21 protein-coding genes are annotated in these 21,397 nt (G+C 60.2%); 10 read left to right on the top strand and 11 right to left on the bottom strand.

The genetic code is table 11. The features are described 5' to 3' along the window. Window positions 1-169: 169 nt before the first annotated feature. On the top strand, window positions 170-844 hold the full coding sequence (locus ACYQ47_RS11185) for an HAD family hydrolase (RefSeq protein WP_250494711.1): 675 nt from the start codon (window positions 170-172) through the stop codon (window positions 842-844). Window positions 845-921: 77 nt separating this feature from the next. Here the strand turns inward: ACYQ47_RS11185 and ACYQ47_RS11180 are convergent, their stop codons facing one another. Further along, entirely contained in the window at window positions 922-1,440 is a 519-nt protein-coding gene (locus tag ACYQ47_RS11180; RefSeq protein ID WP_244830484.1) for a Dps family protein, read from the bottom strand. Between the two features lie 368 nt (window positions 1,441-1,808). Here ACYQ47_RS11180 and ACYQ47_RS11175 point away from each other — a divergent pair, with 368 nt between their 5' ends. The 5 genes from ACYQ47_RS11175 to ACYQ47_RS11155 all read left to right on the top strand — a co-directional run bounded on the left by ACYQ47_RS11175 (window position 1,809) and on the right by ACYQ47_RS11155 (window position 6,697). Further along, window positions 1,809-2,705: a LysR substrate-binding domain-containing protein gene (locus ACYQ47_RS11175; protein WP_250527779.1), complete on the top strand. Its 897-nt coding sequence runs from the start codon at window positions 1,809-1,811 to the stop codon at window positions 2,703-2,705. 109 nt (window positions 2,706-2,814) lie between these two features. Next, entirely contained in the window at window positions 2,815-4,032 is a 1,218-nt protein-coding gene (locus ACYQ47_RS11170) for a CaiB/BaiF CoA transferase family protein (RefSeq protein ID WP_250468242.1), read from the top strand. Window positions 4,033-4,077: 45 nt separating this feature from the next. Continuing rightward, window positions 4,078-4,914 carry an enoyl-CoA hydratase-related protein gene (locus ACYQ47_RS11165; protein WP_459905411.1) on the top strand — a complete coding sequence of 279 codons (837 nt, stop codon included), beginning with the start codon at window positions 4,078-4,080 and terminating at the stop codon, window positions 4,912-4,914. A 24-nt stretch (window positions 4,915-4,938) separates the two neighbouring features. Beyond that, a complete protein-coding gene (locus tag ACYQ47_RS11160) occupies window positions 4,939-6,309 on the top strand; it encodes an MFS transporter (protein ID WP_459905410.1) in 1,371 nt (456 codons plus the stop codon). A 214-nt stretch (window positions 6,310-6,523) separates the two neighbouring features. After that, window positions 6,524-6,697: a hypothetical protein gene (locus ACYQ47_RS11155; protein WP_250494715.1), complete on the top strand. Its 174-nt coding sequence runs from the start codon at window positions 6,524-6,526 to the stop codon at window positions 6,695-6,697. A 40-nt stretch (window positions 6,698-6,737) separates the two neighbouring features. Here the strand turns inward: ACYQ47_RS11155 and ACYQ47_RS11150 are convergent, their stop codons facing one another. Continuing rightward, window positions 6,738-7,073, bottom strand: coding sequence for a type II toxin-antitoxin system RelE/ParE family toxin (locus ACYQ47_RS11150; RefSeq protein ID WP_250468245.1), 336 nt, complete (start codon window positions 7,071-7,073; stop codon window positions 6,738-6,740). Continuing rightward, window positions 7,073-7,357 carry a type II toxin-antitoxin system Phd/YefM family antitoxin gene (locus ACYQ47_RS11145; protein WP_244830477.1) on the bottom strand — a complete coding sequence of 95 codons (285 nt, stop codon included), beginning with the start codon at window positions 7,355-7,357 and terminating at the stop codon, window positions 7,073-7,075. Before ACYQ47_RS11145 ends, ACYQ47_RS11150 begins: the two co-directional genes overlap by 1 nt. A gap of 298 nt (window positions 7,358-7,655) precedes the next feature. On the opposite strand from ACYQ47_RS11145, the gene ACYQ47_RS11140 reads away from it, so the two are divergent. Beyond that, window positions 7,656-9,008 carry an MFS transporter gene (locus tag ACYQ47_RS11140; protein ID WP_250468246.1) on the top strand — a complete coding sequence of 451 codons (1,353 nt, stop codon included), beginning with the start codon at window positions 7,656-7,658 and terminating at the stop codon, window positions 9,006-9,008. 108 nt (window positions 9,009-9,116) lie between these two features. Here the strand turns inward: ACYQ47_RS11140 and ACYQ47_RS11135 are convergent, their stop codons facing one another. The 5 genes from ACYQ47_RS11135 to ACYQ47_RS11115 all read right to left on the bottom strand — a co-directional run bounded on the left by ACYQ47_RS11135 (window position 9,117) and on the right by ACYQ47_RS11115 (window position 14,669). Continuing rightward, window positions 9,117-9,599 carry a 2OG-Fe(II) oxygenase gene (locus ACYQ47_RS11135; protein WP_459905409.1) on the bottom strand — a complete coding sequence of 161 codons (483 nt, stop codon included), beginning with the start codon at window positions 9,597-9,599 and terminating at the stop codon, window positions 9,117-9,119. A gap of 549 nt (window positions 9,600-10,148) precedes the next feature. Beyond that, window positions 10,149-11,033 carry an alpha/beta fold hydrolase gene (locus ACYQ47_RS11130; RefSeq protein WP_459905408.1) on the bottom strand — a complete coding sequence of 295 codons (885 nt, stop codon included), beginning with the start codon at window positions 11,031-11,033 and terminating at the stop codon, window positions 10,149-10,151. A 282-nt stretch (window positions 11,034-11,315) separates the two neighbouring features. Next, window positions 11,316-11,813 carry a hypothetical protein gene (locus ACYQ47_RS11125; protein WP_250494719.1) on the bottom strand — a complete coding sequence of 166 codons (498 nt, stop codon included), beginning with the start codon at window positions 11,811-11,813 and terminating at the stop codon, window positions 11,316-11,318. 254 nt (window positions 11,814-12,067) lie between these two features. Next, on the bottom strand, window positions 12,068-13,273 hold the full coding sequence (locus ACYQ47_RS11120) for a sugar transporter (RefSeq protein WP_284509434.1): 1,206 nt from the start codon (window positions 13,271-13,273) through the stop codon (window positions 12,068-12,070). 163 nt (window positions 13,274-13,436) lie between these two features. Further along, entirely contained in the window at window positions 13,437-14,669 is a 1,233-nt protein-coding gene (locus ACYQ47_RS11115) for an NAD(P)/FAD-dependent oxidoreductase (protein WP_459905407.1), read from the bottom strand. Window positions 14,670-15,022: 353 nt separating this feature from the next. On the opposite strand from ACYQ47_RS11115, the gene ACYQ47_RS11110 reads away from it, so the two are divergent. After that, on the top strand, window positions 15,023-16,825 hold the full coding sequence (locus tag ACYQ47_RS11110; protein WP_459905406.1) for an ABC transporter ATP-binding protein: 1,803 nt from the start codon (window positions 15,023-15,025) through the stop codon (window positions 16,823-16,825). 68 nt (window positions 16,826-16,893) lie between these two features. Here ACYQ47_RS11110 and ACYQ47_RS11105 read toward each other — a convergent pair whose 3' ends face one another. Further along, the gene (locus ACYQ47_RS11105; protein ID WP_309958492.1) at window positions 16,894-17,481 is read right to left on the bottom strand and encodes a DUF308 domain-containing protein; all 588 of its coding nucleotides are present in this window, start codon (window positions 17,479-17,481) and stop codon (window positions 16,894-16,896) included. Window positions 17,482-17,635: 154 nt separating this feature from the next. Here ACYQ47_RS11105 and ACYQ47_RS11100 point away from each other — a divergent pair, with 154 nt between their 5' ends. Continuing rightward, complete coding sequence (locus ACYQ47_RS11100; RefSeq protein ID WP_459905405.1) at window positions 17,636-19,117, top strand: HD domain-containing phosphohydrolase; 1,482 nt, start codon at window positions 17,636-17,638, stop codon at window positions 19,115-19,117. Between the two features lie 40 nt (window positions 19,118-19,157). On the opposite strand, the gene ACYQ47_RS11095 is transcribed toward ACYQ47_RS11100, so the two are convergent. Both ACYQ47_RS11095 and ACYQ47_RS11090 read right to left on the bottom strand, forming a co-directional pair. After that, window positions 19,158-19,955, bottom strand: a complete 798-nt coding sequence (locus tag ACYQ47_RS11095; RefSeq protein ID WP_459905404.1) for an SDR family NAD(P)-dependent oxidoreductase — start codon at window positions 19,953-19,955, stop codon at window positions 19,158-19,160. A gap of 47 nt (window positions 19,956-20,002) precedes the next feature. Continuing rightward, entirely contained in the window at window positions 20,003-20,704 is a 702-nt protein-coding gene (locus tag ACYQ47_RS11090; RefSeq protein ID WP_459905490.1) for an alpha/beta fold hydrolase, read from the bottom strand. A gap of 324 nt (window positions 20,705-21,028) precedes the next feature. Between ACYQ47_RS11090 and ACYQ47_RS11085 the strand changes: the two genes are divergently transcribed. After that, window positions 21,029-21,313, top strand: coding sequence for a hypothetical protein (locus ACYQ47_RS11085; protein ID WP_244830459.1), 285 nt, complete (start codon window positions 21,029-21,031; stop codon window positions 21,311-21,313). The last annotated feature ends 84 nt before the right edge of the window (window positions 21,314-21,397 follow it).

Below are 21,397 nucleotides of genomic sequence, written 5' to 3'. Positions count from 1 at the left end.
ACGGCTTAACTCACACTCCGACGCTAGTCAACATCGGCAAACTGCAAGCGCCCGCCCGCGTGCGCGGGTCATGTCGGATCTCGACAGGAAGGAAGGAGAGGCGCAGCCCGTCACGCGTTCGCATCTCCAAGTAGCTTTTCAGTCAACCGGCATGCTTCAGGAATACACGATGAAAACGGCCTTTATCTTCGATCTCGATGGAACGCTCGTCGACAGCGTCTACCAACACGTCTCCGCCTGGACCGAAGCGCTTGCGAGCGAGGGCCTTGCGCTGCCTGGATCGAGAATCCATCGAAAAATCGGGATGAGTAGCGAACTGTTCGCAGCGCAGATTTTTCGGGAGATCGCTGGCGAAACGTCGGCGGACTGCATTGATCGCGTAAAGCGTCGGCAGGGCGAACTGTTGAAGGAACTGTCGCCGCAGATATTGCCTCTGCCGGGCGCGCAGGCGTTGCTTGCTGCCTTGACCAAGGCCGATATACCGTGGGCCATCGCAACCAGCGGAAGCCCGGAAGCAACTGCGGCAAACCTCGAAAAGCTGGGCATCGATGCCAAAACGGCCGTAGTTGCAACCAGCAGCGAAGTCGAGCATGGCAAGCCGGAGCCGGATGTGTTCATGGCCGCAGCCAAGCAGCTAGGTGTTGCAATCGAATACAGCTATGTCGTCGGAGACAGCACTTGGGACTTGCTTGGCGCGCGCCGTTGCCATGCCTACGGAATAGGGCTGCAGTCGGGCGGTGTGGGCGAGGCCGAGCTGCAGCGGGCAGGGGCCTTGCACGTATTTGTCGACCCCGCCGATATGCTGGCTCACATGAGCGAGCTTGCAACCCATCCAGATAAGTGAACGAAGCCAGGCGGAAACAGGCTAACGGTCGCGTCCATGCCCTGTCGCACCGTGCGACCGTGCTTTTACCGGAGAACTCAGCGCGTATGACGAGTCGTTTCGAAGAGAAACCACACCCGTTCTTCGGTCTGATCGATCCAGTTCTCGAGCAGGCTCGCCGTTGCCACGTCATCCTTGTCGTCGCAAAGTTCGTGGAGTTCACGCATGAATTTGATCAGCAGTTCGTTATCTTGGCGCAATTCATCCAGCATCGCTTCGGGCGCGACGAACGCCTCATCGTTGTCACCTAGTCGTTTGAGCGAGGCGATTTGCCCAATCGAGCGCAAGGTCGTTCCGCCCAGCTTACGAGCGCGTTCTCCGACCGGATCGATCATTGCGAAGACCAAGGCGGCTTGATCGTCGAGCAAAAGGTGGTAATCGCGAAAGTGCGGGCCGCTTACATGCCAATGGAAGTTCTTCGTTTTGACGAACAAGGAGAAGACGTCCGCGAGAAGTTGGGTCAATCCTGCGGACACCTCCGTGCGGGCGTCGTTGCCAAGGTCGGTCGGGGTGGTCAGGTTCTTTTCGCCAGCGCGATTCGAGTCCGTCGTTGCCATCTTTAACTCCAGGAAAGTGTTTAGTGTCGTCTTGCAGGAGCCATGGCGCAAACGACGTACCCAACCGGCTGCCAATCTCCCGAACATAAGAAGCGTGGCGACTCGCTTTCTAAGAGTCGGCATGGAACGCGTATGCCGCGAGACGGTTATCACCAAATAAAAGCTAGCTATAGATCGCCGCTGCTTGAGGCGTTTAATCCAAAGAAGAAGACGAGTTATTCATACCGTGTTCATCCGGCGCGACGAATATCCCGATTGCATCATCAAGAAGTTAAAACGAGGTTGCATTAGCCACTCCGCCGCAGACGGAGTGCATTAGCCGCGCTTTTGCGTCAGTATTAGAACCTCCGTAAATCACGCAGAAGTTCATGGACCGTCCCGCGCTGCTGCCTTCTCTGAATTCGATACGCGCTTTCGAAGCTACCGGACGTCTTCTGAGCGTATCGAAAGCGGCGAACGAACTCGCCGTGACACCGGCGGCCGTCAGCCGGCAAGTAAAAGCGCTGGAAGGCTTTCTTGGCGTGGAAATGTTCGAGCGCGTCAGGGGCAGGCTCGAACTGACTTCGGCGGGCGCGCGCTATCTCGCCGAACTCATGCCGTTCTTCGAGGGACTGCGCCAGGCAACCGACAGTATCCGCGGGGCAGGGCGGCGCTCGCAGGTGCTCAAGATTCGATGCCCCGCGACGTTCGCGGTGCGCTGGCTCATACCGCGGCTTGCCAGTTTTCATCGCCAGCATGAGGACGTCGATGTCCAACTCACCACGTCGTCGGCACCGCTCAATTTCGAGCGTGAGGATATAGACGGCGGCATCCAGCTCGGCGACGGCAAGTGGCCCGGTCTTTCCGCCCAAAGGCTCATTCCGAATGAACTCGTACCCGTCGCCGCGCCATCGCGCAAGACCCGTGCGCGCGGCAGGTTGCAGGGCGAGACGCTCCTGCATTCGCTCGCGCGCGCCGACGACTGGGCGCTGTGGATGAAGGCGGCGGGCTTCCCGCTCGATGGGCGCCGTCGCGAAATGCGCTATGAAACCTCACTGCTGGCGTATCAGGCCGCAATCGAAGGTCATGGCGTGGCAATCGCGCAAAAAGCGCTGGTCCGGGCCGAACTCGACAGCGGCCAGTTGGTCGCGCCGTTTCGCTTCGAGCTCGACCGTGGCGCGTATACCTATTACTTCGCGTGGGCCGCCACCCGCCGTCCTTCCGCAGCCTTGACCACTTTTCGCGACTGGTTGATCTCGCTCGTACAGACTAGCGGCACCTCTTAACAAAAACTCAAAGCCTCGTTTCGAAAAAGTCGATTGTTCCGGTGATGGCGCGGCTCTAATCTGCGCCATGGTTCGACGCAACGTCGGACCCGGAGACAGGACCACGACAATGATTCGAGATAGCTTGAAAGGGGTGCGCGTCCTCGACTTTTCGCATGTGCTGGCGGGACCGGTCTGTTCGATGACGCTCGCCGACCTCGGCGCGCACGTCGTCAAGATCGAGCCGCCTGGCGGCGAAATCGGCAGGCAGATAGGGCCGCCATGGCAGAACGGCGTGAGCCCGACGTTCATGAGCGTCAATCGCGGCAAGTTCAGCCTTGCCATCGATCTCAAGACCGACGCCGGGCGGCGGACCGTCGCGACCATGGCGCGCCGCGCGGACGTGCTCGTCGAGAATTTTCGGCCGGGCGTCATGGCGTCGCTGGGCCTCGACTACGAGGCGCTGCGCGCCGCCAATCCGAAACTCGTCTATTGCTCGATCTCGGCATTCGGTCAACGCGGCGAGAACACGAAGCGGCCCGGCGTCGATGGCGTGATACAGGCCGTGAGCGGACTCATGAGCACGCTCGGGACGGCGCACGGCGATCCGCTGAAAGTGCCGGTGCCGGTAGCCGACATGATGGGCGGCTATCTCGCCACGATCGCCGTGCTGGGCGCGTTGCACACGGCGCGCTTGAACGGAACGGGGCAACACCTGGACGTGAGCCTCTACAACGCAACGCTGATGCTGCAGCAGATCAGCTTCGCGGCGTTCTTTGCGTCAGGAGCGGACCCGGAGAAAGTCGGCAGCGCGGCGCCGTATGCGTGCCCAAACGAAGCCTTCCGCACCCGCGACGGATGGATGATGGTCGTGGCCTACCATCCCGGCCGCTGGAGTGCGTTGTGCGAGTTGCTCGATGCGCCCGGCCTCGAAGCGGATACGCGTTTCGCCACCAACGACGCCCGCGTGCGTCACCGTGCCGAACTTCACACGATTCTGGACGCGCATTTCGCCCGGCGGAGCACGGGCGAGTGGATCGACCTGCTCTCGGCTAGAGATATTCTCTGCGCGCCCGTCACCACGTATCGCGAGGTCATCGAGACGACGGAGTATCGCGAGAGCTGCATTGCCCGCACGGTCGAGCATCCGGTCGCGGGCCGTATGCAGAGCCACGGCTTCGCGCTCGGGCCATCCGATTCAGCCCCGCCCGACGAGACGCCCGCTCCGACGACGGGTCAGCATACGCTCGACATGCTGGGGTTTTACGGCATCGAGGAAGAGGAAATCGCCGCGTTGCTGAACGCCGGCGTGATACGCGCGAGCGCGGCGCATGCCGGTACGACGTAGGCGCGCGGCGTCGGACAAGAACGCATTTAGCTTAGGAGACAGACCATGCAGGACATGGAACGCGGCGATGCGCCGCTCGTGCGCTACACAGTCGACGAAGGCGTGATGAACGTCACGCTCGATGGCGCCGCGAATGGCAACGCCCTCACGGTGGCAATGACCGAAGCGTTATCGGACGTGCTCGAAACCGTCGATCGCAGGGCCGATGTGCACTGCCTGCTGCTGCGATCGTCGTCGAAGCATTTCTGCACGGGCGGAAACGTCAAGGACATGCACAGCGGCAAGGATCTAATGGACGGCGGCGTCGAGCAAGTGCGTGAACGCCTGCGTACGAGTCTGCACCGGATCACGCGCGCGCTCGGCGAAATGGAGGTGCCGTCGATCTGCGCGGTGAACGGCGCGGCGGTCGGCGCAGGCTGCGACCTGGCGCTGATGTGCGATATCCGGGTCGCCGGGGCGCGCGCGGTCTTCGCCGAGAGCTTCCTTCGACTGGGCTTGGTTTCCGGTATCGGCGGCGCGTGGTATCTGTCACGCATCGTGGGACCTGCGAAGGCGCTCGAACTGACGCTGACCAGCGAATTCATCGATGCCGACGAGGCCAGGCGGCTCGGTATCGTCACGAACGTCTATCCCGACGACATGCTGGATAGCGAAGCGCTCGCGCTTGCGCGGCGCATTGCCGGCAGTCCGCCGCTCGCGCTGCGTATGTCGAAGAAGCTGGTGCGCGAGTCGTCGCACTGTACGTTGCCCGCCGCGCTCGAATTGGCGGCGAACATGCAGGCCATCTTGCTGTGCGGAAACGAGCACAAGCAGGCGGTGTCGGCATTCATCGAGCAGCAGGCCCGACGAAAGGCGCCGCGCGGCGAAGGCGGCGCCGCCTGACATGACCAACTGGAGGAGACACACATGAACAAAGAATCAGGCAAGGTGCATGGTCGGCCCGGCATGTTGCGCATAATCGTGACGTCCAGTCTCGGAACGATGCTCGAGTATTACGACTTCTTCGTCTACGTCGCGCTGACGGCGACGCTCACGCATCTGTTCCTCCCTTCCACGGACAAGTCCGTCGCGGCGCTGGCCGGCGTTGCCACGTTCGGCATCGCGTATGTGGCCCGCCCGCTGGGCACCGTGATCTTCAGTCCGATGGCCGACCGCATTGGCCGCAAGAAGACCTTCGTCATCACGCTCGCGATCATGGGAATTGCCACCGTCGGCATCGGTTGTTTGCCTACCTATGCATCTGCTGGCATTGCCGCGCCCATCGCGCTGCTCACATTGCGCATCGTGCAGGGCGTCGCGCTCGGCGGCGAGTATGGTTCGGCTGTCGTGTACGTCATGGAGCATGCGCCGGAAGGCCGCAAGGGCATGGCGACCAGCGTCTTGCAGAGCACGGCGAGCATCGGTTTGCTACTTGCGCTCGTCGTCGTGTCGGCCCTGAAGCTTTCGCTCGATACGGCCAGCTTCGAATCGTGGGGATGGCGGGCGCCGTTTTTGATCTCCGCGCCGATCGTGGCCGTCGCCACGTGGATACGGCTCGGCATGACGGAGACGCCGATATTCACGGAGATGCGCGACGCAGGCCGGCTGTCGAAGCGGCCCTTGCAGGAGACACTGTCGAGCAGAACGTCCTGGAAAGCCATTCTGGTGGCGATGTTCGGCGCGCAAGGCGGCACCTCGGTGTCGCTGTACACCTCGATCGTCTACATGCTTTATTTCTTGCAGAACGTCCTCAAAGTCGAACCGACACCGGCCAACGTGTGTCTCGGCGCCGGCATCTTGATCGCCGCGCCGCTCTATCCGGTGTTCGGCCGATTGTCGGATCTCGTCGGGCGCGCGCGCGTGATGCTGATCGGCATCGTCATGTGGATCGCGGCTGTCTATCCGGCGTTTGCGGGCATCAGGGCCAGCGCGGCGTCGTCGCAGTGGATCTCCGTCTCGCTGCTGATCGCCGTACTCGCCGTGCTGACCGCGATGATCATGGCGCCACTGCCTGCGTTCGTCGCCGAGTGTTTTCCTCCGCAGAGCCGCACGACCGGGTTCGGCCTTGCACAACAACTCGGCAACGTGGTGTTCGGCGGGTTTCTGCCTTTGATCAGCCTCGCGCTCGTCAATCTGACCGGCAACCCGCTTGCGGGCGTCGGCTATTCGATCGCTTCGCTCCTGCCCTGTCTCGCTGTGACATGGATCTGGGGCCTGAGGCAGGATGCGCGGATGAGAGCCGTGCGCGGCAACGACATGCCGGCGCATGCCAATGCGGAGACGCTGACCACGCGCTGAGCCGGACACGGGCGTGGCTCACATCGGCGCGGATTCGAAGTCCTTCGGCGCCTGTGCGCTCGATTCGCCAACCGCGGGCAAATTTCTCGATGCGAACTGGCAGCTCAACGGAACGCGTCGCCAGCTTCGCGCCGGTAGCTGGCCCGGAATCTGCGCTGCCTTTTCGGTGTCGCGAACTTGAGCGGCCAAGTCGAACCAACCGTTGAGACAATCCATGACCGATCCCCGTAACGTCGCGCACGACAAAAAAGTGCAGCAGGAAAAGAAACATCACGGCGAAGACATCGCGCCGGACGCGGAACACGCGCCGCAGCCCGGAAAGAAGCCGCATATGAAGCACGAGGAAACGAAGGACGAGGCTTCATCCACGGACGATGCCGGCAATTAAGTGGCGCGCGCACGTCCTTGGACGTGCGGTACCACTAGGTTCAGATCAGCCGCAGCACGATTCGCTGAAGGAGCGCTTGCAGATCGCGTCGCGTGTCGCAGACGAGATGGATGTACAGAACGCCTTCGCGCACCTGATAGACAATTCGGTTCTTGCCGGAAATGACTTGCCGGAAAGTGTCGTCGACGAAACCTTCGAGTTCAACCGGAATATGGCCGCTCTCGGGGAACTGGCGGATTTGCGTGATCGTCTCCTGCAAGTGCGCAGAGGTCTGACGCCACGTTTCCCAGCCGAAAGTACGGACGATATAACTTCTCAGTTCCTCGATGCCGATTCGGGCTGTCGGCAACACCCGGTACTTCAACAGCGCCGGCATCAACGAAGCCTTTCCTCGCGGTCCAATCCGTCGAGTTCCGAAAAGAATGCATCGCCTTCGACATAATCCTCGCGTTCGATCTGCTTTTGACCGATTGCCAGAATCTTCAACATGGCGAGTGTCTGCTGGGCGGCTTCGTAAGTTCGCACATCCTGCACAACGAGCTTTGCTTCGCCGTTCTGCGTGATGATTAGCGGCTCGCCCGACTCGGCGAGGTCCTTGACGATTTGTGCCGCTTCGCTCTTTAAATAGCTGATCGGCTTCACATGATCGGCAATGTGCATCGAATACTCCGTTCTACAGGTTGAACGAGACTAAATATAGACCAATTTCAGTCTGGTGACAACGGCCGTTGCTGCTACAACTACGGCGAGTGCGCGCGGTAACCTTGTGGCGGCTGCCGTTTCATGCACGCCTCGATCCAAGGCAGAACGCGGGTTTTCCCCGGGCCACATCACGCGCAAATTGATTGGATTTCTAATTAAGGCGGAGCTATCGTGCGTCAGTCCAATGCAGTATTGCTCGCGTTCGAATCTAAAAAACGGCTTCGCTGATAAAACCAAACATCCAGGAGACAAATACATGGAGCAATCCACCACGGCGCCGCATGTCCCGGAATCCGACCTTGGCGATGCTGAGAGCATGGCATCGAATGACCAGGCTTCACCGAGAGTGCGGCGAATTCAGCGTACCGCCCTTGCTTTGCTGCTCCTGAGCGGAGTCATCAATTACATCGACCGCGCGACGCTGTCCATTGCGAATCCGCTCATCCGGCAGGATCTCGGCCTTTCGGTCGGGGAAATGGGTTTGTTGCTGTCGGCGTTTCTATGGGCTTATGCCTTTGCGCAACTCCCGGCGGGTGCGCTGGTCGATCGCTTCGGTGCGCGTGTCATGCTTTCTGTAAGCCTTGCGATGTGGTCGATAGCGCAAGCGTTCGGCGGCGTCGTGACCAGTTTCGCTCAGTTCTTCACGGCGCGCATGGTGCTCGGCATAGGCGAGGCGCCGCAGTTTCCGACGAGCGCCAAAGTCGTTCGTGACTGGTTCGGCAAGAAAGAGCGCGGTGCCGCCACCGGCATCTGGAACAGCTCGTCGACGCTCGGCACCGCCATATCGGCGCCCTTGCTCACGGTCGTCATGTTGACTGTCGGATGGCGATGGATGTTCGGCATCATGGGTATCGCGGGCCTCGTCGTGGCGCTGTGCTTCTACCTCGTGCATCGCGACCCGCGTCAGGTCGACCTGACGCATCGGGAGCGCGCCTATCTGACCGACGTCGATGGCGAAGTGCAGACCCGTCCGACATGGCGCGAGTGGCGCCGTCTGTTGGAGTTCGGAACGACGTGGGGCATGCTGCTGGGTTTCTTCGGCACGATCTACGTCTTGTGGCTTTACAACGCATGGCTGCCGACGTACCTGCAAATGGAATTTCATCTCACCATCTCGAAGTCGGGATGGGTGGCGGCCGTTCCGTATCTCTTCGGCGTGGTGGGTAGTTTGTCCGGCGGAAAGATCTGCGACGTGCTCGCGCGGCGCGGCGTATCGGCGGTCAACAGCAGGAAATACCCGATGGCCGCATCGCTTTTCGGTGTCTGCGTCTTCACGATTCTAACGGGCCTCACGCACAGCGCGACGCTGGCCGTCGTGTTCATCTCCATCTCGATGTTGCTTCTGTATGTATCGAGCAGTGCAGCCTGGGCGACGGCGTCCGTTGCCGCGCCCGCCAACTGCACCGCGTCGATCGGCGCGATGCAGAACTTCGGCGGCTACTTCGGCGGGGCGCTGGCGCCGGTGGTCACGGGCTTCATCGTGCAAAAGACGCATTCGTTCCAGCCCGCGCTGTTCGTGGGAGCGGGCGTTGCCGCTGTTGCGGTGATCGGCTATTGGTTGCTCGTACGCGGCCCGATTCCGCCTGCCGCGCTCAGTCACGAAGCGTAAAAGCGTAGAAGCAGGACAACGATAGCGAGGGCCCGGGCCGCTCGCTATCGTTCGTTCAGTCATGCGGCCGCCAGCGAACGTATGAACGTGGCTTGCGTGCCGCCAGCGTCACACTCGTTGCCTCATCCAGCACGCGATGCTCAAGCGATCGCGCGTCGCGGGCAGTACCTCGTGTTCGAATTGTGCCGAGAGAAACAACAGCAGCGTCCCGGCGCGTGGAAAGACGTCGTGATGTGTCTGATCGGCAAGGTAGAGCCGCAGTGCGCCGCCTTCGACGTCCTGCCACGCTTCGTTGAGATAGAACACGGCGGAAATCACGCGGCTGTCGTTATTGCGCAGGCAATCGAGATGACGTGTGTATCCGGTACCTGGCCGATACACCGCGTAGTGTGATTCGCTATCGACCAGGCCTAGAAACAGTTCACGGTTGAGCGCCAATTGCAGCGCTTCGATGCGATCGGCGAACGTCTGCTGCCGCGGACTCAACGCATCGGGCTGGAACCAGCGCGTACTGTCGCCGCGCAAGAGCGTGGCCGCGCGTTTGGCACCCACACGGGCGGGCGTCAGCAACTGAGCTGCATACATCGCCATGCATTCGGTCGCCAATGCCTGTGTCTGAGGCTGTGTCAGAAAATCTGGCACGACACACCAGCCATTGACGGCGAGGGCGCTTGTTGCAGTATCGAATTCGCCGGATCGGGAATTCGTCGAGACGTCGATTACGTCGTCACATGCGGCTTCGCATATCCAATCATTATCCGAAGATTGGACTTGCGCTTCAGTCAGGGGGTGTTCCAGAGATGCCCTTTTTTATTTGTTCTTGCGCTGGCGGCTCGAAAGAGTAATCGCTCCGGCCTGCTACCGGTTGTTCGAGACCATTTAGCGTCGATGGTCGCGTCGAACGCGGATATCGACACACGCCGGACCCGGCGGGATAAGCCGCGTCGAGGCAGCCGATCTGTCGAGATCACGGCGCAGTCTACACGAGTGAGACCGATTCGACCGTTGCTGCGCGAGCGAAGTTCTTGCGGACGTCCTATACGCAGCGTCGACATTTTGAATGGGACACTTTCGGTACCAGGCGCGCGACGGACGATGGTTGCGGCGGTCACGTCGCGCTTTGCGGTATCTGCCCGCTTACTACGTCTTCGATCGCACGAGCGAGCGATCGAGAAAATCGATCAAGAGTGGCGCCATCTCGTCGAGCTTGTCTTCCAGCGCGAAGTGTCCCGTGTCGAGAATGTGTATTTGCGCATCCGGGAGATCCCGCAGATAAGGATGCGCGCCTTCTTCCGGGAAGATCTTGTCGTTCTTGCCCCACATGATGATGGTCGGCGGCCGATGCTCACGGAAGAACGCCTGAAACTCAGGATAGAGCGGCACGTTCGTCCCATAGTCCAGAAAGAGGTCCATCTGGATTTCGCGGTTGCCGGGCCGGTCGAGCAGCGCCTGATCGTGAATCCAGTTATCCGGGCTGATTCTCGATACATCCGAAACGCCGTCCGTGTATTGAAAAATCGTCGTGTCCAGCGTCACGAGACTGTGCAGCGCTTCGCGATTCTTGACCGAATTGTCTGCCCAATACGCTTTGATCGGGTTCCAGAATTCACGCAGCCCTTCGACATACGCGTTGCCGTTCTGAACGATGAGCCCCGTCACCCGCGCCGGGTCCATGAGCGCGAGGCGGTATCCCACCGGCGCGCCGTAGTCCATCACGTACATTGCAAAGCGGTCGATGCCAAGACGCTTGAGCAACGCATCGACGATTTCAGCGTAATGCTGAAAGCCGTACTTGAAGACGGTGTGATCGGGCGCATCGCTCTGACCGAAGCCCGGGTAATCGGGCGCGACTACGTGATACTTTTCGGCCAGGATGGGAATGAGATTGCGGAACATATGCGAGGACGTGGGAAAGCCGTGCAACAGCAGCACCACGGGGGCTTCAGAAGGCCCCGCTTCTCTGTAGAACACGTTGAGCCCATCGATATTCTCGGACTGGTATCGAATGACAGGAATCGCGGTCATGGTGTATCCCGAACAAGGAGTGGTTATGGCGCCGCGTCCCGGCGAGCACTTGTTTGGCTCGGAACCGGTCTGCAGCGGCTTGAAGCCATACTGCAGCGTTTGCGCTTCTTGCGGAATCACCCCGGCGCAGAATGCACTGTTCGGGTTAGGAGAAGAATAGACGGGGCGGCTGAAGGCGGACGCCGGCGGCCGCCGCGCCACGACCACCATCACGGATGTGCCGTGTGCTTTGTCGCACGGCGTATTCGGTTACACCAAGCGTAACGGCTGGCTTCCGACTGTTCAGCGCGGCGCGAAGGGATTGATAGGCCGAACGCTATCGACGTTCTTCACACGTTCGAGCATCTGTACTCTTTCCCAACCGGAAACCAGTGCCTCCAGTCCTCGCACGACATCGGCTTCCATGGCCTGCAGTCCCACGTCGCCTCTAAAACTGGCGCTGAAGGCGGCATGCCACCGGTATTGGAAGTACCCCGAGACTTCTTCGATGCGCTCGGGCGTCCCTGACTCCGTAAAAATCACGGATTCAGGCGAAAACACGTCGTAGAAGACCATGTGCGGTTGGTCGGACTGCACCGCGACGCTGGGTTCATCGCAAACGAGCAGTGACGCGAGCAACTGAATAGAGCCCTTCAAACCTCTTGGCGTCTTGAAGACCCAGATCCGCTTGGGCAGCCGCTGGGAGAGCGTGACCAGTTTGGCGCTGCTGGAGCCAATCGAACCAACCAGCCCGTTCTTGACGTTCTGCTCGAAACTTGGCGCGTGATAAAAGATATCCATGTGCTGCTAATAGCCTCTTTGTTTGCGACTTCCAATGCTGTTTCGTCCCGACGATTCGTGCGACGCAGGCGCGCAAGAACGACGATCGAAGCCAGTTACTCAGATGCACGCGCGGGAGCGCGCCTATTCGATTTCTTTGTCGCAAGGAACACTCACCGGCCTCGAGTATTCGATGCTCTTGCAAGACGTGCGGTTCACGAAAGTCGACACGGGTCGGGTGACATCCGACCAACCACGCCCGACCACGCGGCTCGCTAGTGAGTCAACAAGGGCGCAGCGCGCCGCGTGCCACGACGTGCCGCCATGAACGCGAGCCAACACACTACCGCGCCAAGCACGGCGACCGCTGCGCCGAACATTCCGACCCAGGCTAGCCCGACATCGCGAGCGACGAACTTTCCGACCAGCGCGCCGGCTCCGATGCCTATATTGTACAGAGCGGAAAACATCGAGATGGCTATGTCCGCCGCATCCGGAGCCAGTCGCAGCACGTGTGCCTGCATGGCAAGCCCAAAGCAGATGATCGCCACGCCCCAGAACAGCAAGAGCATCGACAGCGTGCCGACGTACTGTCCGCAAGGCCAAAGCAACAGCAAGCAAGCGGCAAGGGCACACAAGGTCCACAACAGGAACCGGCGGGGGCGGTTGGCGTAAAAGCGACTGAAGCAGACCGCGGCCGGAACGCCCGCGGCACCGAACAGCACCAGCAGAAATGTCACTTCGATATTGCTCGCGCCTGTCACGGCGCGAGCAAACGGTTCGAGATAAGTGTAGGAAGTGAAGTGCGCGCAGACCGTAAGAACCGTCACCGCGAAGAGCGCGACCAGCACGGGTGTCTTGAGGAGCTTTGGCAGACTGTTCAACGAACCTGAACCCTGGCTATCGAGTTTTGGCAACGTCAACCATAACGCGCCCATGCCGAGCACCGCTGCGCCTGCGATGATCTGGAAGGTCGCGCGCCATCCGAAGGTATCGCCTATCGCTCGTCCGATGGGGACACCGGCCACCATGGCGACCGATGTTCCGATCGATATCATCGCGAGTGCACGGCGCTCTCCGTCCGGTGGAACCAGGCGCACGACGAGCGGGATGGAGATCGACCAAAAGACGGCATGCGCAAACGCAATGCCGATTCTACCCAGTACGAATATCTCGAAGTTCGGCGCGACTCCAGTCACGATATGACTGAGTATGAACACGATAAAGACGCGCATTAGCAGGGTGCGGCGTTCTACTTCGCGGACGAACAAGGTCAACGGTAATGACGCGACGGACACCGTCCATGCGTAAATGGTCATCACCACGCCGACGTCGGTCGGACGCATGTCGAGGCTGTTACCAATTGCGGTAAGCAAACCGACGGGCACGAATTCGGTGGTGTTGAAGATGAACGCCGCGAAAGTCAGCGCCATGACACCCCACCAAGGGCGCTTGAAAAACGATAGATGGTGCGTGAGCATCAGGGAACTCGAGGACGAGGGGCGTCGTCGCGTAACGTTGCCTCGCGACGACGCAATCATAACAACACCGTTGCTCGCGGTATGACACGACGTGCCGTGCCATGCGGGAATGTTCCCTCGATGTGCTCGCGTTGCTGCACTTGCCTTGCAAACGCTAAGCGGCCTAAAACCGCTCCGCCCGGAACGGATGCGGGTCCACGAACGGATCTTCGCCCGTCATCAACTCGGCGATGAGCCGTCCGGTAACGGGGCCGAGTGTCAACCCGTGATGAGCGTGCCCGAAGGCGAACCAAAGCTTCTCATGATTCGGTGCGCGGCCGATGACAGGCATCATGTCGGGCGTGCAAGGCCGGCGTCCGAGCCAGGGCACCTCGTCGAGACGTTCGCCGATTGGAAACGTCTGACGGGCGAAGGGCTCCACGGCCTCCAGTTGCACAGGCGTTTTCGGTGAGTCACGAAGGCCTAGCTCGACGCCGGTCGTCAATCTGATGCCACGAACCATCGGCGTGATGACGTAACCGATTTCCGCATCGAGAACGGGCTGATTCAACGTTGCTCCAGGCTTCGCCGCATAGTGCATGTGGTAGCCGCGCTTTACTTCGAGCGGCAACGCGTAACCCAGCTTCGTCGTGACGTCATTGGCCCACGGTCCCAAGGCAACGACGACCTGGTCCGCGGTGACCACACCCGACTCGGTGGTGACCCGCCACCCGGACTCGAGTGTCGACGCGTCGCCAATGAAGAACGTGCCGCCGAGCTTTTCGAATAAGTTTGCGTAAGCGCCGACGAGCCCCGATGGATCGCTCACGGACTCCGCCGACGAGTACCGGATTGCATATCTGAGCGCGGGACCAAGAGAGGGTTCCGCTGCCTGTAAAGCGCCATCGGCGAGAACGTCGAACGGGATGCCATAGGCGTCCTGCCAATGCGACGCCTCCGCCATGGCCGCTTCGAACGCTTTTGAAGTTCGGAAAGCGTTTATCCAGCCTTGCGTTCGCACTAAAGATTGCGCTCCGGCCGCTTCGATCAACTCGCGATGCTCCGAGACGCTGTGTTCGATGAGGGTCGAGTAAGCCTTCGCAATCTTTGCGTGACGGTCGGCACGCGAATGATGCCAATAACGATAAAGAAACGGCACTAGCTTAGGCATTGCCGCCGCATGAAATCGAACGTCCGTGGCGCGATTGCTCGCATACCTGGCAATCTTGGCGAGGTCGCGAGGAAAAGCATAGGGATAAACGCCCTCGCGCTGAATTATCCCTGCATTGCCGAGTGAGGTTTCATTGCCTGGAGGCTTGCGATCGATCAGTGCAACGGCGAGTCTACGGCGCTGCAAATGAATCGCTATCGACGTTCCGACAATACCCCCGCCCAATACGACTGCATCGAAGTCCATGCGTCTTCCTTGTGGTCAATCCATCTTGCCGTCCGGACGCCGGCCATAACCGCGTGCTGAACTGCCGGACTGTATTCTATTTCCAAGGCTCCCAGCCATTGCAGCTCCAGATTTCCGCACGTCCGGAAGCGAAGCAGCGGATGCCGTTGGTGGGAGTTCCCGGAAAAGCGTGTTTTCTTACCGACCGCTCATACGGTCTGCGCACGTCTGTTCATGCGGTCTTGCCATTCGTTGTGAGGTAAGCTCGTCTCGCGGACAACGGGACCGTCTACGTTGGCGGGCTCGCCACGTGCGACCAGGCATCCACTGCATATTCCGGATCATCTCTCATTCTAATGTCGCCTAGCAGAACCATGAAAATGCTGCGTCAGGTCGGCGAGTTTCTCAAGCGAGCTACGCAAGCGTTCATGCTCGTCTGGAGCACGTCACCGCTATTTCTCAGTGGGCTTCTCGTCGCGACCATCGTTGCCGGCGTGCTTCCCGCGGCGGCCGCGGTCATTGGGCAGCGTATCGTCGACGCGGTCGTCACGGCCTCTCATGAACCAGCGCATCGCTTACATTGGCCGGTCGTTCGCTATCTCCTCCTCGAAGCATTGGTGCTCATCGCGCTTGCGGCGAGCCAGCGGTCGTTGTCCTTGCTGCAGGCGCTACTCCGCGCGCAACTCGGGCAAAAGGTCAACCTGCTTATATTGGAGAAGGCTCAAAAATTGAGTCTCGTTCAATTCGAGGATTCAGAGTTCTACGACCGCCTTGTAAGAGTACGGCGAGACGCGTCTTCACGGCCGTTGTCGCTCGTGATGAAGTCGCTCGGTCTGGTACAAAACCTTATCTCCGTCACGACTTTCGCGGTGTTGCTCGTGAGGTTTTCGCCATGGGCGCTTGTCATTCTGGTCGTCGGTGCCATTCCGAGCTTTATTTCCGAAGCGCGATTCTCGGGTAGCGCCTTCCGGCTCTTTGGGCGAAGGACGCCCGAAAGCAGACAGCAGAATTACATCGAGTCTCTGCTCTCGAGTGAAGCGAACATCAAGGAAGTCAAGCTGTTTGGCTTTGCCCCGCTTCTTCTGCAGCGCTATCGCGACACCTTCGAGAAGCTCTATGCCGAAGACCGCGCACTCACGTTGCGACGAGACGGTTGGGGCTTTCTGCTCGGCGTGGTCGGCACCATCGCCTTCTACGCGGCTTATGCATGGATTGTCCTTGAGACGGTGAGCGGAGCCATCTCGCTGGGTCAGATGACGATGTACCTCGTGCTGTTCAGGCAAGGTCAGAGTGCGGTGAGCAGCAGCCTGTCCTCGATTGGCGGGCTCTACGAGGATGGTCTATACCTGAGCGACTTGTTCGAGTTCCTCGCGCAGCCCGAAAACGTGAGCTCCGGTCATCTGACTCAAGGAACGTATCCGGGACACGGTCTGCAGTTCGAGCGTGTGTCGTTCGCTTATCCGGGTGCCGAGCGCCCGGCACTGACCGACATCAGCTTCGATTTGAAGCCCGGGCAGACACTCGCTTTGGTAGGCGAGAACGGCTCGGGCAAGACCACGCTCATCAAGCTTCTCACGCGCCTTTACACGCCGTCCGCCGGTCGTATCCTTCTCGATGGTTCGGACCTCCAGGAGTGGGACGAATACACACTGCGCCGCCGGATCGGTGTCATTTTCCAGGACTTCATTCGTTACCAGTTTAAGGCTGGCGAGAACTTGGGCGTCGGCGATATCGAAGCCTTCTCGGACAGGACCCGATGGAGCGAAGCGGCACAGAAGGGCATGGCTGCCGCGTTCATCGAGCAGATGGAGAACGGATACGAGACTCAACTTGGACGCTGGTTTGCGGGTGGTCGAGAACTGTCTGGCGGGCAGTGGCAGAAGATTGCGCTGTCAAGGGCCTATATGCGAGAAAGCGCGGATATCCTGATTCTCGACGAGCCGACCGCCGCCCTCGACCCCGAAGCCGAGGCTGGGGTGTTCGAGCAGTTTCAGGCGCAGTCAGGGCAGCGGATGTCCATTCTGATTTCACATCGTTTTTCGAGCGTGCGAGGAGCCGACCAAATCATCGTGCTGGACCAGGGGCGGATACTGGAAAGCGGAAGCCATCGACAACTACTCGCGCTGAATGGACGTTATGCGCACCTGTTCGGCCTACAGGCGCAGGGGTACAAATAAAGGTGCTGTACATCGCGGTCGTTGTAAGGGCGTTCTTCGCTGCAACCCATCTCGGCGCGCTCGATTGCTCAGACCGTGCTCGCGCGATGGCGCCGAAATTGCGCAGCCGATAACCACAAGGCCGAGATAAGGAAGTAGGCCGCACCGACGCCCGCGTAACCGGCTATCTTCGAAATCGCAAGCGTAAGAGGTGCGGGTGTAAGCGCCAGAAAGAAGCATCCTGCAAGTGCCGATTGAGCGCCGCTAAGAACCATGGCCCATTGCGCGCCGAAGCGCTTCCATCGACGTAACGCGGTGGCGAGTTGAAGCAGCCCGGACAAGATGGCCCAGACGCCGACGACGCCGAGGACCCATGCCGTATTCGTTTTGAGCGCAATGATCACGGCGGCGGTCGTAGCCGCGCTGATCGCAACGTTGATCGCCTGCGTGCGATTGCCGGTCTTCCCGCCGCTTCGCGACATGTCGATATAGTTCGCGAGCGCATCCCATGCCGGGTAGATGACCAGCAAAACCGCCGCGCCGGCCACGGAGTGCAATCCGACCAAGAAGGCCAGCGCCACCCATACGATCGAAACCGCCGCGCGGGTGAAATAGTAGTTCTTGAGCCAGCGCTCTGCGTTGGCGAGCGTTTTTTCTGGCAGTGAGTAGTCGGACATGGTGACTCCTTGCAATGACTGGTTGGCGCTTCACGATGACCGAGATCTTTGCACCTCGCGCGTGCACTGTGCATCGGTCAAATGACCGAGGCTATGGGAAATTGATGTCGCGTATAGTGGGCGCATTTCCGTGCAAAACTCCCGTGGTCATCCCATGACTGATCAGGAAGCCGGCCAGTCTCCCTTGCTCGTGTTCGATTGTGTGAAGGCGCTCGCCTTCATCGGTGACTTGAGCATGGGGCAGCCAACCGACCACTCGCCTCGTACGGCGTGGCTCGCCTCGCGTCTGGCGAGTGCGGCCGGTCTCGCGATCGCGAATGCCGACGTAGTGCGCGAGGCGGCGTTGCTGCGCTGGTCCGGTTGCACGGCAAATGCGTCGGGCTTCGCGCAGGTTTTCGGTGACGATGTAGCGTTTCGCCAGGCCATGCTCGAGGATCATCCGGATTGGGCGGAACCGCTCGAAGCGCTCGGCGACGCTGGCGCGGCGCTCACGCCGCTTGCCGTGACCCATTGCGAGGTCGCGGGAGAAGTGGCGCGCATGCTCGGACTCGCGCGCGCGACCGAAACGGCGTTGCGGCACATCTTCGAGACGTGGGACGGTCGCGGCTTGCCTTCGCATCTCACGCACGAAGCGGTTCCCGTGCCTGTGTCCATCGTCTCGCTAGCGGGCGATCTGGAAATCTACAGCCGCGTGTATGGCGTGGACGGGGCGCTCGCTAAAATCGCGAAGCGCGCTGACATGCGCTATCCGGCAGTGCTTGTAGGATATGCGAAGCGCCATGCGGTGCACTGGCTGAAGGAGTTAAATTGCTTGACGCCCGCCGAAGTCGATGCGGTTCTTTCAACCGCGCACATGCGGCAGACCACTTCGCCGGAGTTGATCGCAGACGTCATCGACCTCAAACTTCCGTGGATGACGGGCTTCTCGCGCGCGGTTGCATCGACGGCACTGGCGGCGTGCGCCCGGCTCACCTCGAGCGATGAAGCGCGCGCCCGGGTCTATCACGCCGGGTTGATCCACGGCATTGGCCGCGCGTCGGTGCCTAACGCGGTGTGGAATCAACCGGAGCGTTTGAGCGAAAGCGCGTGGGAAAAGGTGCGTCTGGTGCCGTACTGGACGTCGCGTGCGGGACGTCTGGCGGGCGCGATAGGTGAAGCGGCGGAGGTCGCATCGTATGCCTATGAACGCCTCGACGGCTCGGGCTATTTTCGCGGCGTGCGCGATCAGGCGCTTGGGTTGGAAGCGCGCGTGCTGGCCGCGTCTGTTGCGTGGGTGGCGCTTCGTTCCCTGCGTCCGTGGCGAGCGGCGCTTTCACCCAACGAGGCCGCACAGAGAATGCTCGACGAAGTCGCTAAAGGCCGCTTCGATGCCAATGCGGTCGATGCGCTGCTCACCGACGCCGACGCTCCCGTAAGACATCAGGTAAGCGATGCTCCGTCGCGTGCGCTGCTCTCCGTGCGAGAGATCGACGTCTTGAAAGCGATCTCACGCGGCGCGAGTAACAAGGAAGCCGCACGCGAACTCGTCTTGAGTCCAAGCACGGTGCGCACACACGTAGAGAATATTTTTCGCAAACTCGAATGCTCGACACGCGCGGCGGCAACGCTCAAGGCATCGGCAATGGGCTGGCTTTGAAGCGCGCATGTCTGGCGAGCGTGCGCGCTTCGAATCGAAATCAGTTCTGGATTGCCTGAACCGAGCCGCCATCCACCCGAACGTTGCTGCCGTTGATGAAGGACGCACGATCCGAAACGAGCAAAGCGATGGCCGCTGCGACTTCCTCGGGCTGACCCCGTCTCTTTTGAACGATTCCCGGCCGTTCCTCGTCGAGAAAACTCTTGACCGCCTCGTCGAAGGACACGCCCATTTGCTTGGCGCGTTTTTCCATCATGCCGTTCGTCATGCCGGTTTCGATGAATGCAGGCGAGACGGTATTGCACAGCACGCCTTGTGCAGCCTCTTTGTAGGACAGATTTTTGATGAATGCAGCAAGCGCGGCCTTGGCAACGTTGTACACCGCCTCTTCCCAGTAAGGCTGCACCGCGTTCTCGGACGTGATGCAAACGAAGCGCCCCCAGCCTTTCGCACGCATGGGCGGAATGGCCGCACGAGCCACACGTACAGCCGAAAAAAAGTCGGTCGCCCAAGCTTCCTCGTAGTCTGCATCCGCCAGTGCGAGCGGATCGCCTTTTGCGCCGGTAACGCCAGCCGTATGAACCACGATGTCGATCTGCCCGAATCGTTCCGTGCCTCGCTTGATGAGATCGTCTACCTCTTGTTGCCTGGTCATATCGGCCGCAATCAACAAGCTGGATTGCGCGAGCGCGCCGCTTTCCTTTTCGAGCTTTTGTTGATCCACGTCCGACAGCACCAGATGCACGCCTTCCTCACTCAATTGTTTTGCAACCGCGAGACCAATGCCGCCGCTCGCGCCGGTGATGAGCGCAACGCGCCCCCTGATTCCCAAGTCCATGAATTCCCCTTAGTCGATTGATTCCGCAACCACGCAAGTCGTCGTGGCTAAAGCGCCTTTGCGAATTTCAGCATCTCCTGTGCCAAGATCCGCGGCGTCTGCAAGGGCATGAGGTGGCCTGCGCCATCGATCACGCTCACGTTGCCATTCGGAAAATGCTTCAATGTTGTCATGCGTTGCTCGTCCGGACCGGGCACTTGCTTATCGTCCGCGCCGCAAACGAGCAACGCCGGATAATCGAGCGTACCGATGCGATCGCTCCAATCCTCCTTGCTGCCGCCATCCACCCATGCGCGCCAGGCAACGAGATCGACGCGTTGGGCATCGTGGATTGCGACTTCGCGAACATCATCCGGCAAGCGGTGTGCGCTCGATTCATCCACGAACGCTTCCGCTTCCGGCCGAGTCTTGCCATACGCTCGTTGCTGTTCCCGGTCCTGCTCGCTCATGGGTTGCGGTCCGGGAGGCGAGGGCGCGACGAGGATCAAGCCTGCCAAATAGTCCGGCTTGCGGGCCGCGAGCACAACCGCGATTTTGCCCGTCATCGAATGACCGACGAGCACGCAACGTTCGAGTTGCAATGCACGGATGGTAGCGTCGATGTGATCGGCCATCTCGCTCACGCTGTAGCCTTCGATATGCGCGGCATCGCCGAAGCCGGGGGTATCGAGCGCGACGCAAAGGTGTTCATGGTCGAGAAAAGGCAAGGTAGGAAACCAAGTACGGTGTGAGCCGCCTAAAAAATGCATGAGCACGAAGGTGACGTCGCCTTGGCCCTGTCTGCTGTAAGGGAGCATGAGTTTCTCTGGATGGTCGGGACCGAGCGCTGAATTCGTTCCTCGATCGGCGCTCCAAGTGAGCGCTTTAGCCAGATTTGTACCCGTCGATCGTCTTTGCTCGTTGGCGGAAAGCAACTGCATACTCTGATGAATAAAAGAAATGCTGCATCCAACACCCAGGCTTCTACGTATTTGATTTTGCTGCGGCATGTTTGACCCGTCGCGGCTCTATCAAAATCAGACCGACGAATCGAACACGGGTGTCGAGGCTCGTGGTCCTTAAGGAGTTCCGAAATGGCAAAGACTGCGTCGCATGTCCAGGTTTCGTGCGTGTTGGCTTCACTCGTGTCCGCGCTGGTGTCCATGCCCGCGCTGGCGGGCGGAAACGGTAACGGCGGGAGCGGCAGCGGTGGTGCTCATGGCGCTGCTACGTCCGAAAGGACCTACCACAGCGAGCCAGTGTCGAGTCCGTGGAACAGAGATCCGGGCGATGTGAACCGAACCTATGAGCCGGGCAACAAAGCTTCGTCGCAAGCCATGCCGCAGAGTTCGGACATGTCGTCGGGTGCCGTCAAGTAGTTTGCTTGAGGCGAACGCGTCGTAGCGGTTTTAATCGTCAGGCCCGACGGTCGTGAGCGACACTGCGGGCCTGGCTGCAGATTC

It is taken from the genome of Caballeronia sp. HLA56, from assembly GCF_054655155.1.
Note: the sequence above shows the minus strand (reverse complement) of the source record. Positions and strands in the feature narration are given on the sequence as shown.

Coding starts and splice junctions, on each gene's coding strand:
- ACYQ47_RS11090 (WP_459905490.1), bottom strand. CDS start 20,704: ATGCATTTTTTAGGCGGCTCACACCGTACTTGGTTTCCTACCTTGCCT.
- ACYQ47_RS11140 (WP_250468246.1), top strand. CDS start 7,656: ATGGAGCAATCCACCACGGCGCCGCATGTCCCGGAATCCGACCTTGGC.
- ACYQ47_RS11170 (WP_250468242.1), top strand. CDS start 2,815: ATGATTCGAGATAGCTTGAAAGGGGTGCGCGTCCTCGACTTTTCGCAT.
- ACYQ47_RS11165 (WP_459905411.1), top strand. CDS start 4,078: ATGCAGGACATGGAACGCGGCGATGCGCCGCTCGTGCGCTACACAGTC.
- ACYQ47_RS11155 (WP_250494715.1), top strand. CDS start 6,524: ATGACCGATCCCCGTAACGTCGCGCACGACAAAAAAGTGCAGCAGGAA.
- ACYQ47_RS11120 (WP_284509434.1), bottom strand. CDS start 13,273: ATGCTCACGCACCATCTATCGTTTTTCAAGCGCCCTTGGTGGGGTGTC.
- ACYQ47_RS11105 (WP_309958492.1), bottom strand. CDS start 17,481: ATGTCCGACTACTCACTGCCAGAAAAAACGCTCGCCAACGCAGAGCGC.
- ACYQ47_RS11085 (WP_244830459.1), top strand. CDS start 21,029: ATGGCAAAGACTGCGTCGCATGTCCAGGTTTCGTGCGTGTTGGCTTCA.
- ACYQ47_RS11160 (WP_459905410.1), top strand. CDS start 4,939: ATGAACAAAGAATCAGGCAAGGTGCATGGTCGGCCCGGCATGTTGCGC.
- ACYQ47_RS11145 (WP_244830477.1), bottom strand. CDS start 7,357: ATGCACATTGCCGATCATGTGAAGCCGATCAGCTATTTAAAGAGCGAA.
- ACYQ47_RS11125 (WP_250494719.1), bottom strand. CDS start 11,813: ATGGATATCTTTTATCACGCGCCAAGTTTCGAGCAGAACGTCAAGAAC.
- ACYQ47_RS11150 (WP_250468245.1), bottom strand. CDS start 7,073: ATGCCGGCGCTGTTGAAGTACCGGGTGTTGCCGACAGCCCGAATCGGC.
- ACYQ47_RS11185 (WP_250494711.1), top strand. CDS start 170: ATGAAAACGGCCTTTATCTTCGATCTCGATGGAACGCTCGTCGACAGC.
- ACYQ47_RS11110 (WP_459905406.1), top strand. CDS start 15,023: ATGAAAATGCTGCGTCAGGTCGGCGAGTTTCTCAAGCGAGCTACGCAA.
- ACYQ47_RS11095 (WP_459905404.1), bottom strand. CDS start 19,955: ATGGACTTGGGAATCAGGGGGCGCGTTGCGCTCATCACCGGCGCGAGC.
- ACYQ47_RS11100 (WP_459905405.1), top strand. CDS start 17,636: ATGACTGATCAGGAAGCCGGCCAGTCTCCCTTGCTCGTGTTCGATTGT.
- ACYQ47_RS11130 (WP_459905408.1), bottom strand. CDS start 11,033: ATGACCGCGATTCCTGTCATTCGATACCAGTCCGAGAATATCGATGGG.
- ACYQ47_RS11115 (WP_459905407.1), bottom strand. CDS start 14,669: ATGGACTTCGATGCAGTCGTATTGGGCGGGGGTATTGTCGGAACGTCG.
- ACYQ47_RS11135 (WP_459905409.1), bottom strand. CDS start 9,599: ATGGCGATGTATGCAGCTCAGTTGCTGACGCCCGCCCGTGTGGGTGCC.
- ACYQ47_RS11180 (WP_244830484.1), bottom strand. CDS start 1,440: ATGGCAACGACGGACTCGAATCGCGCTGGCGAAAAGAACCTGACCACC.
- ACYQ47_RS11175 (WP_250527779.1), top strand. CDS start 1,809: ATGGACCGTCCCGCGCTGCTGCCTTCTCTGAATTCGATACGCGCTTTC.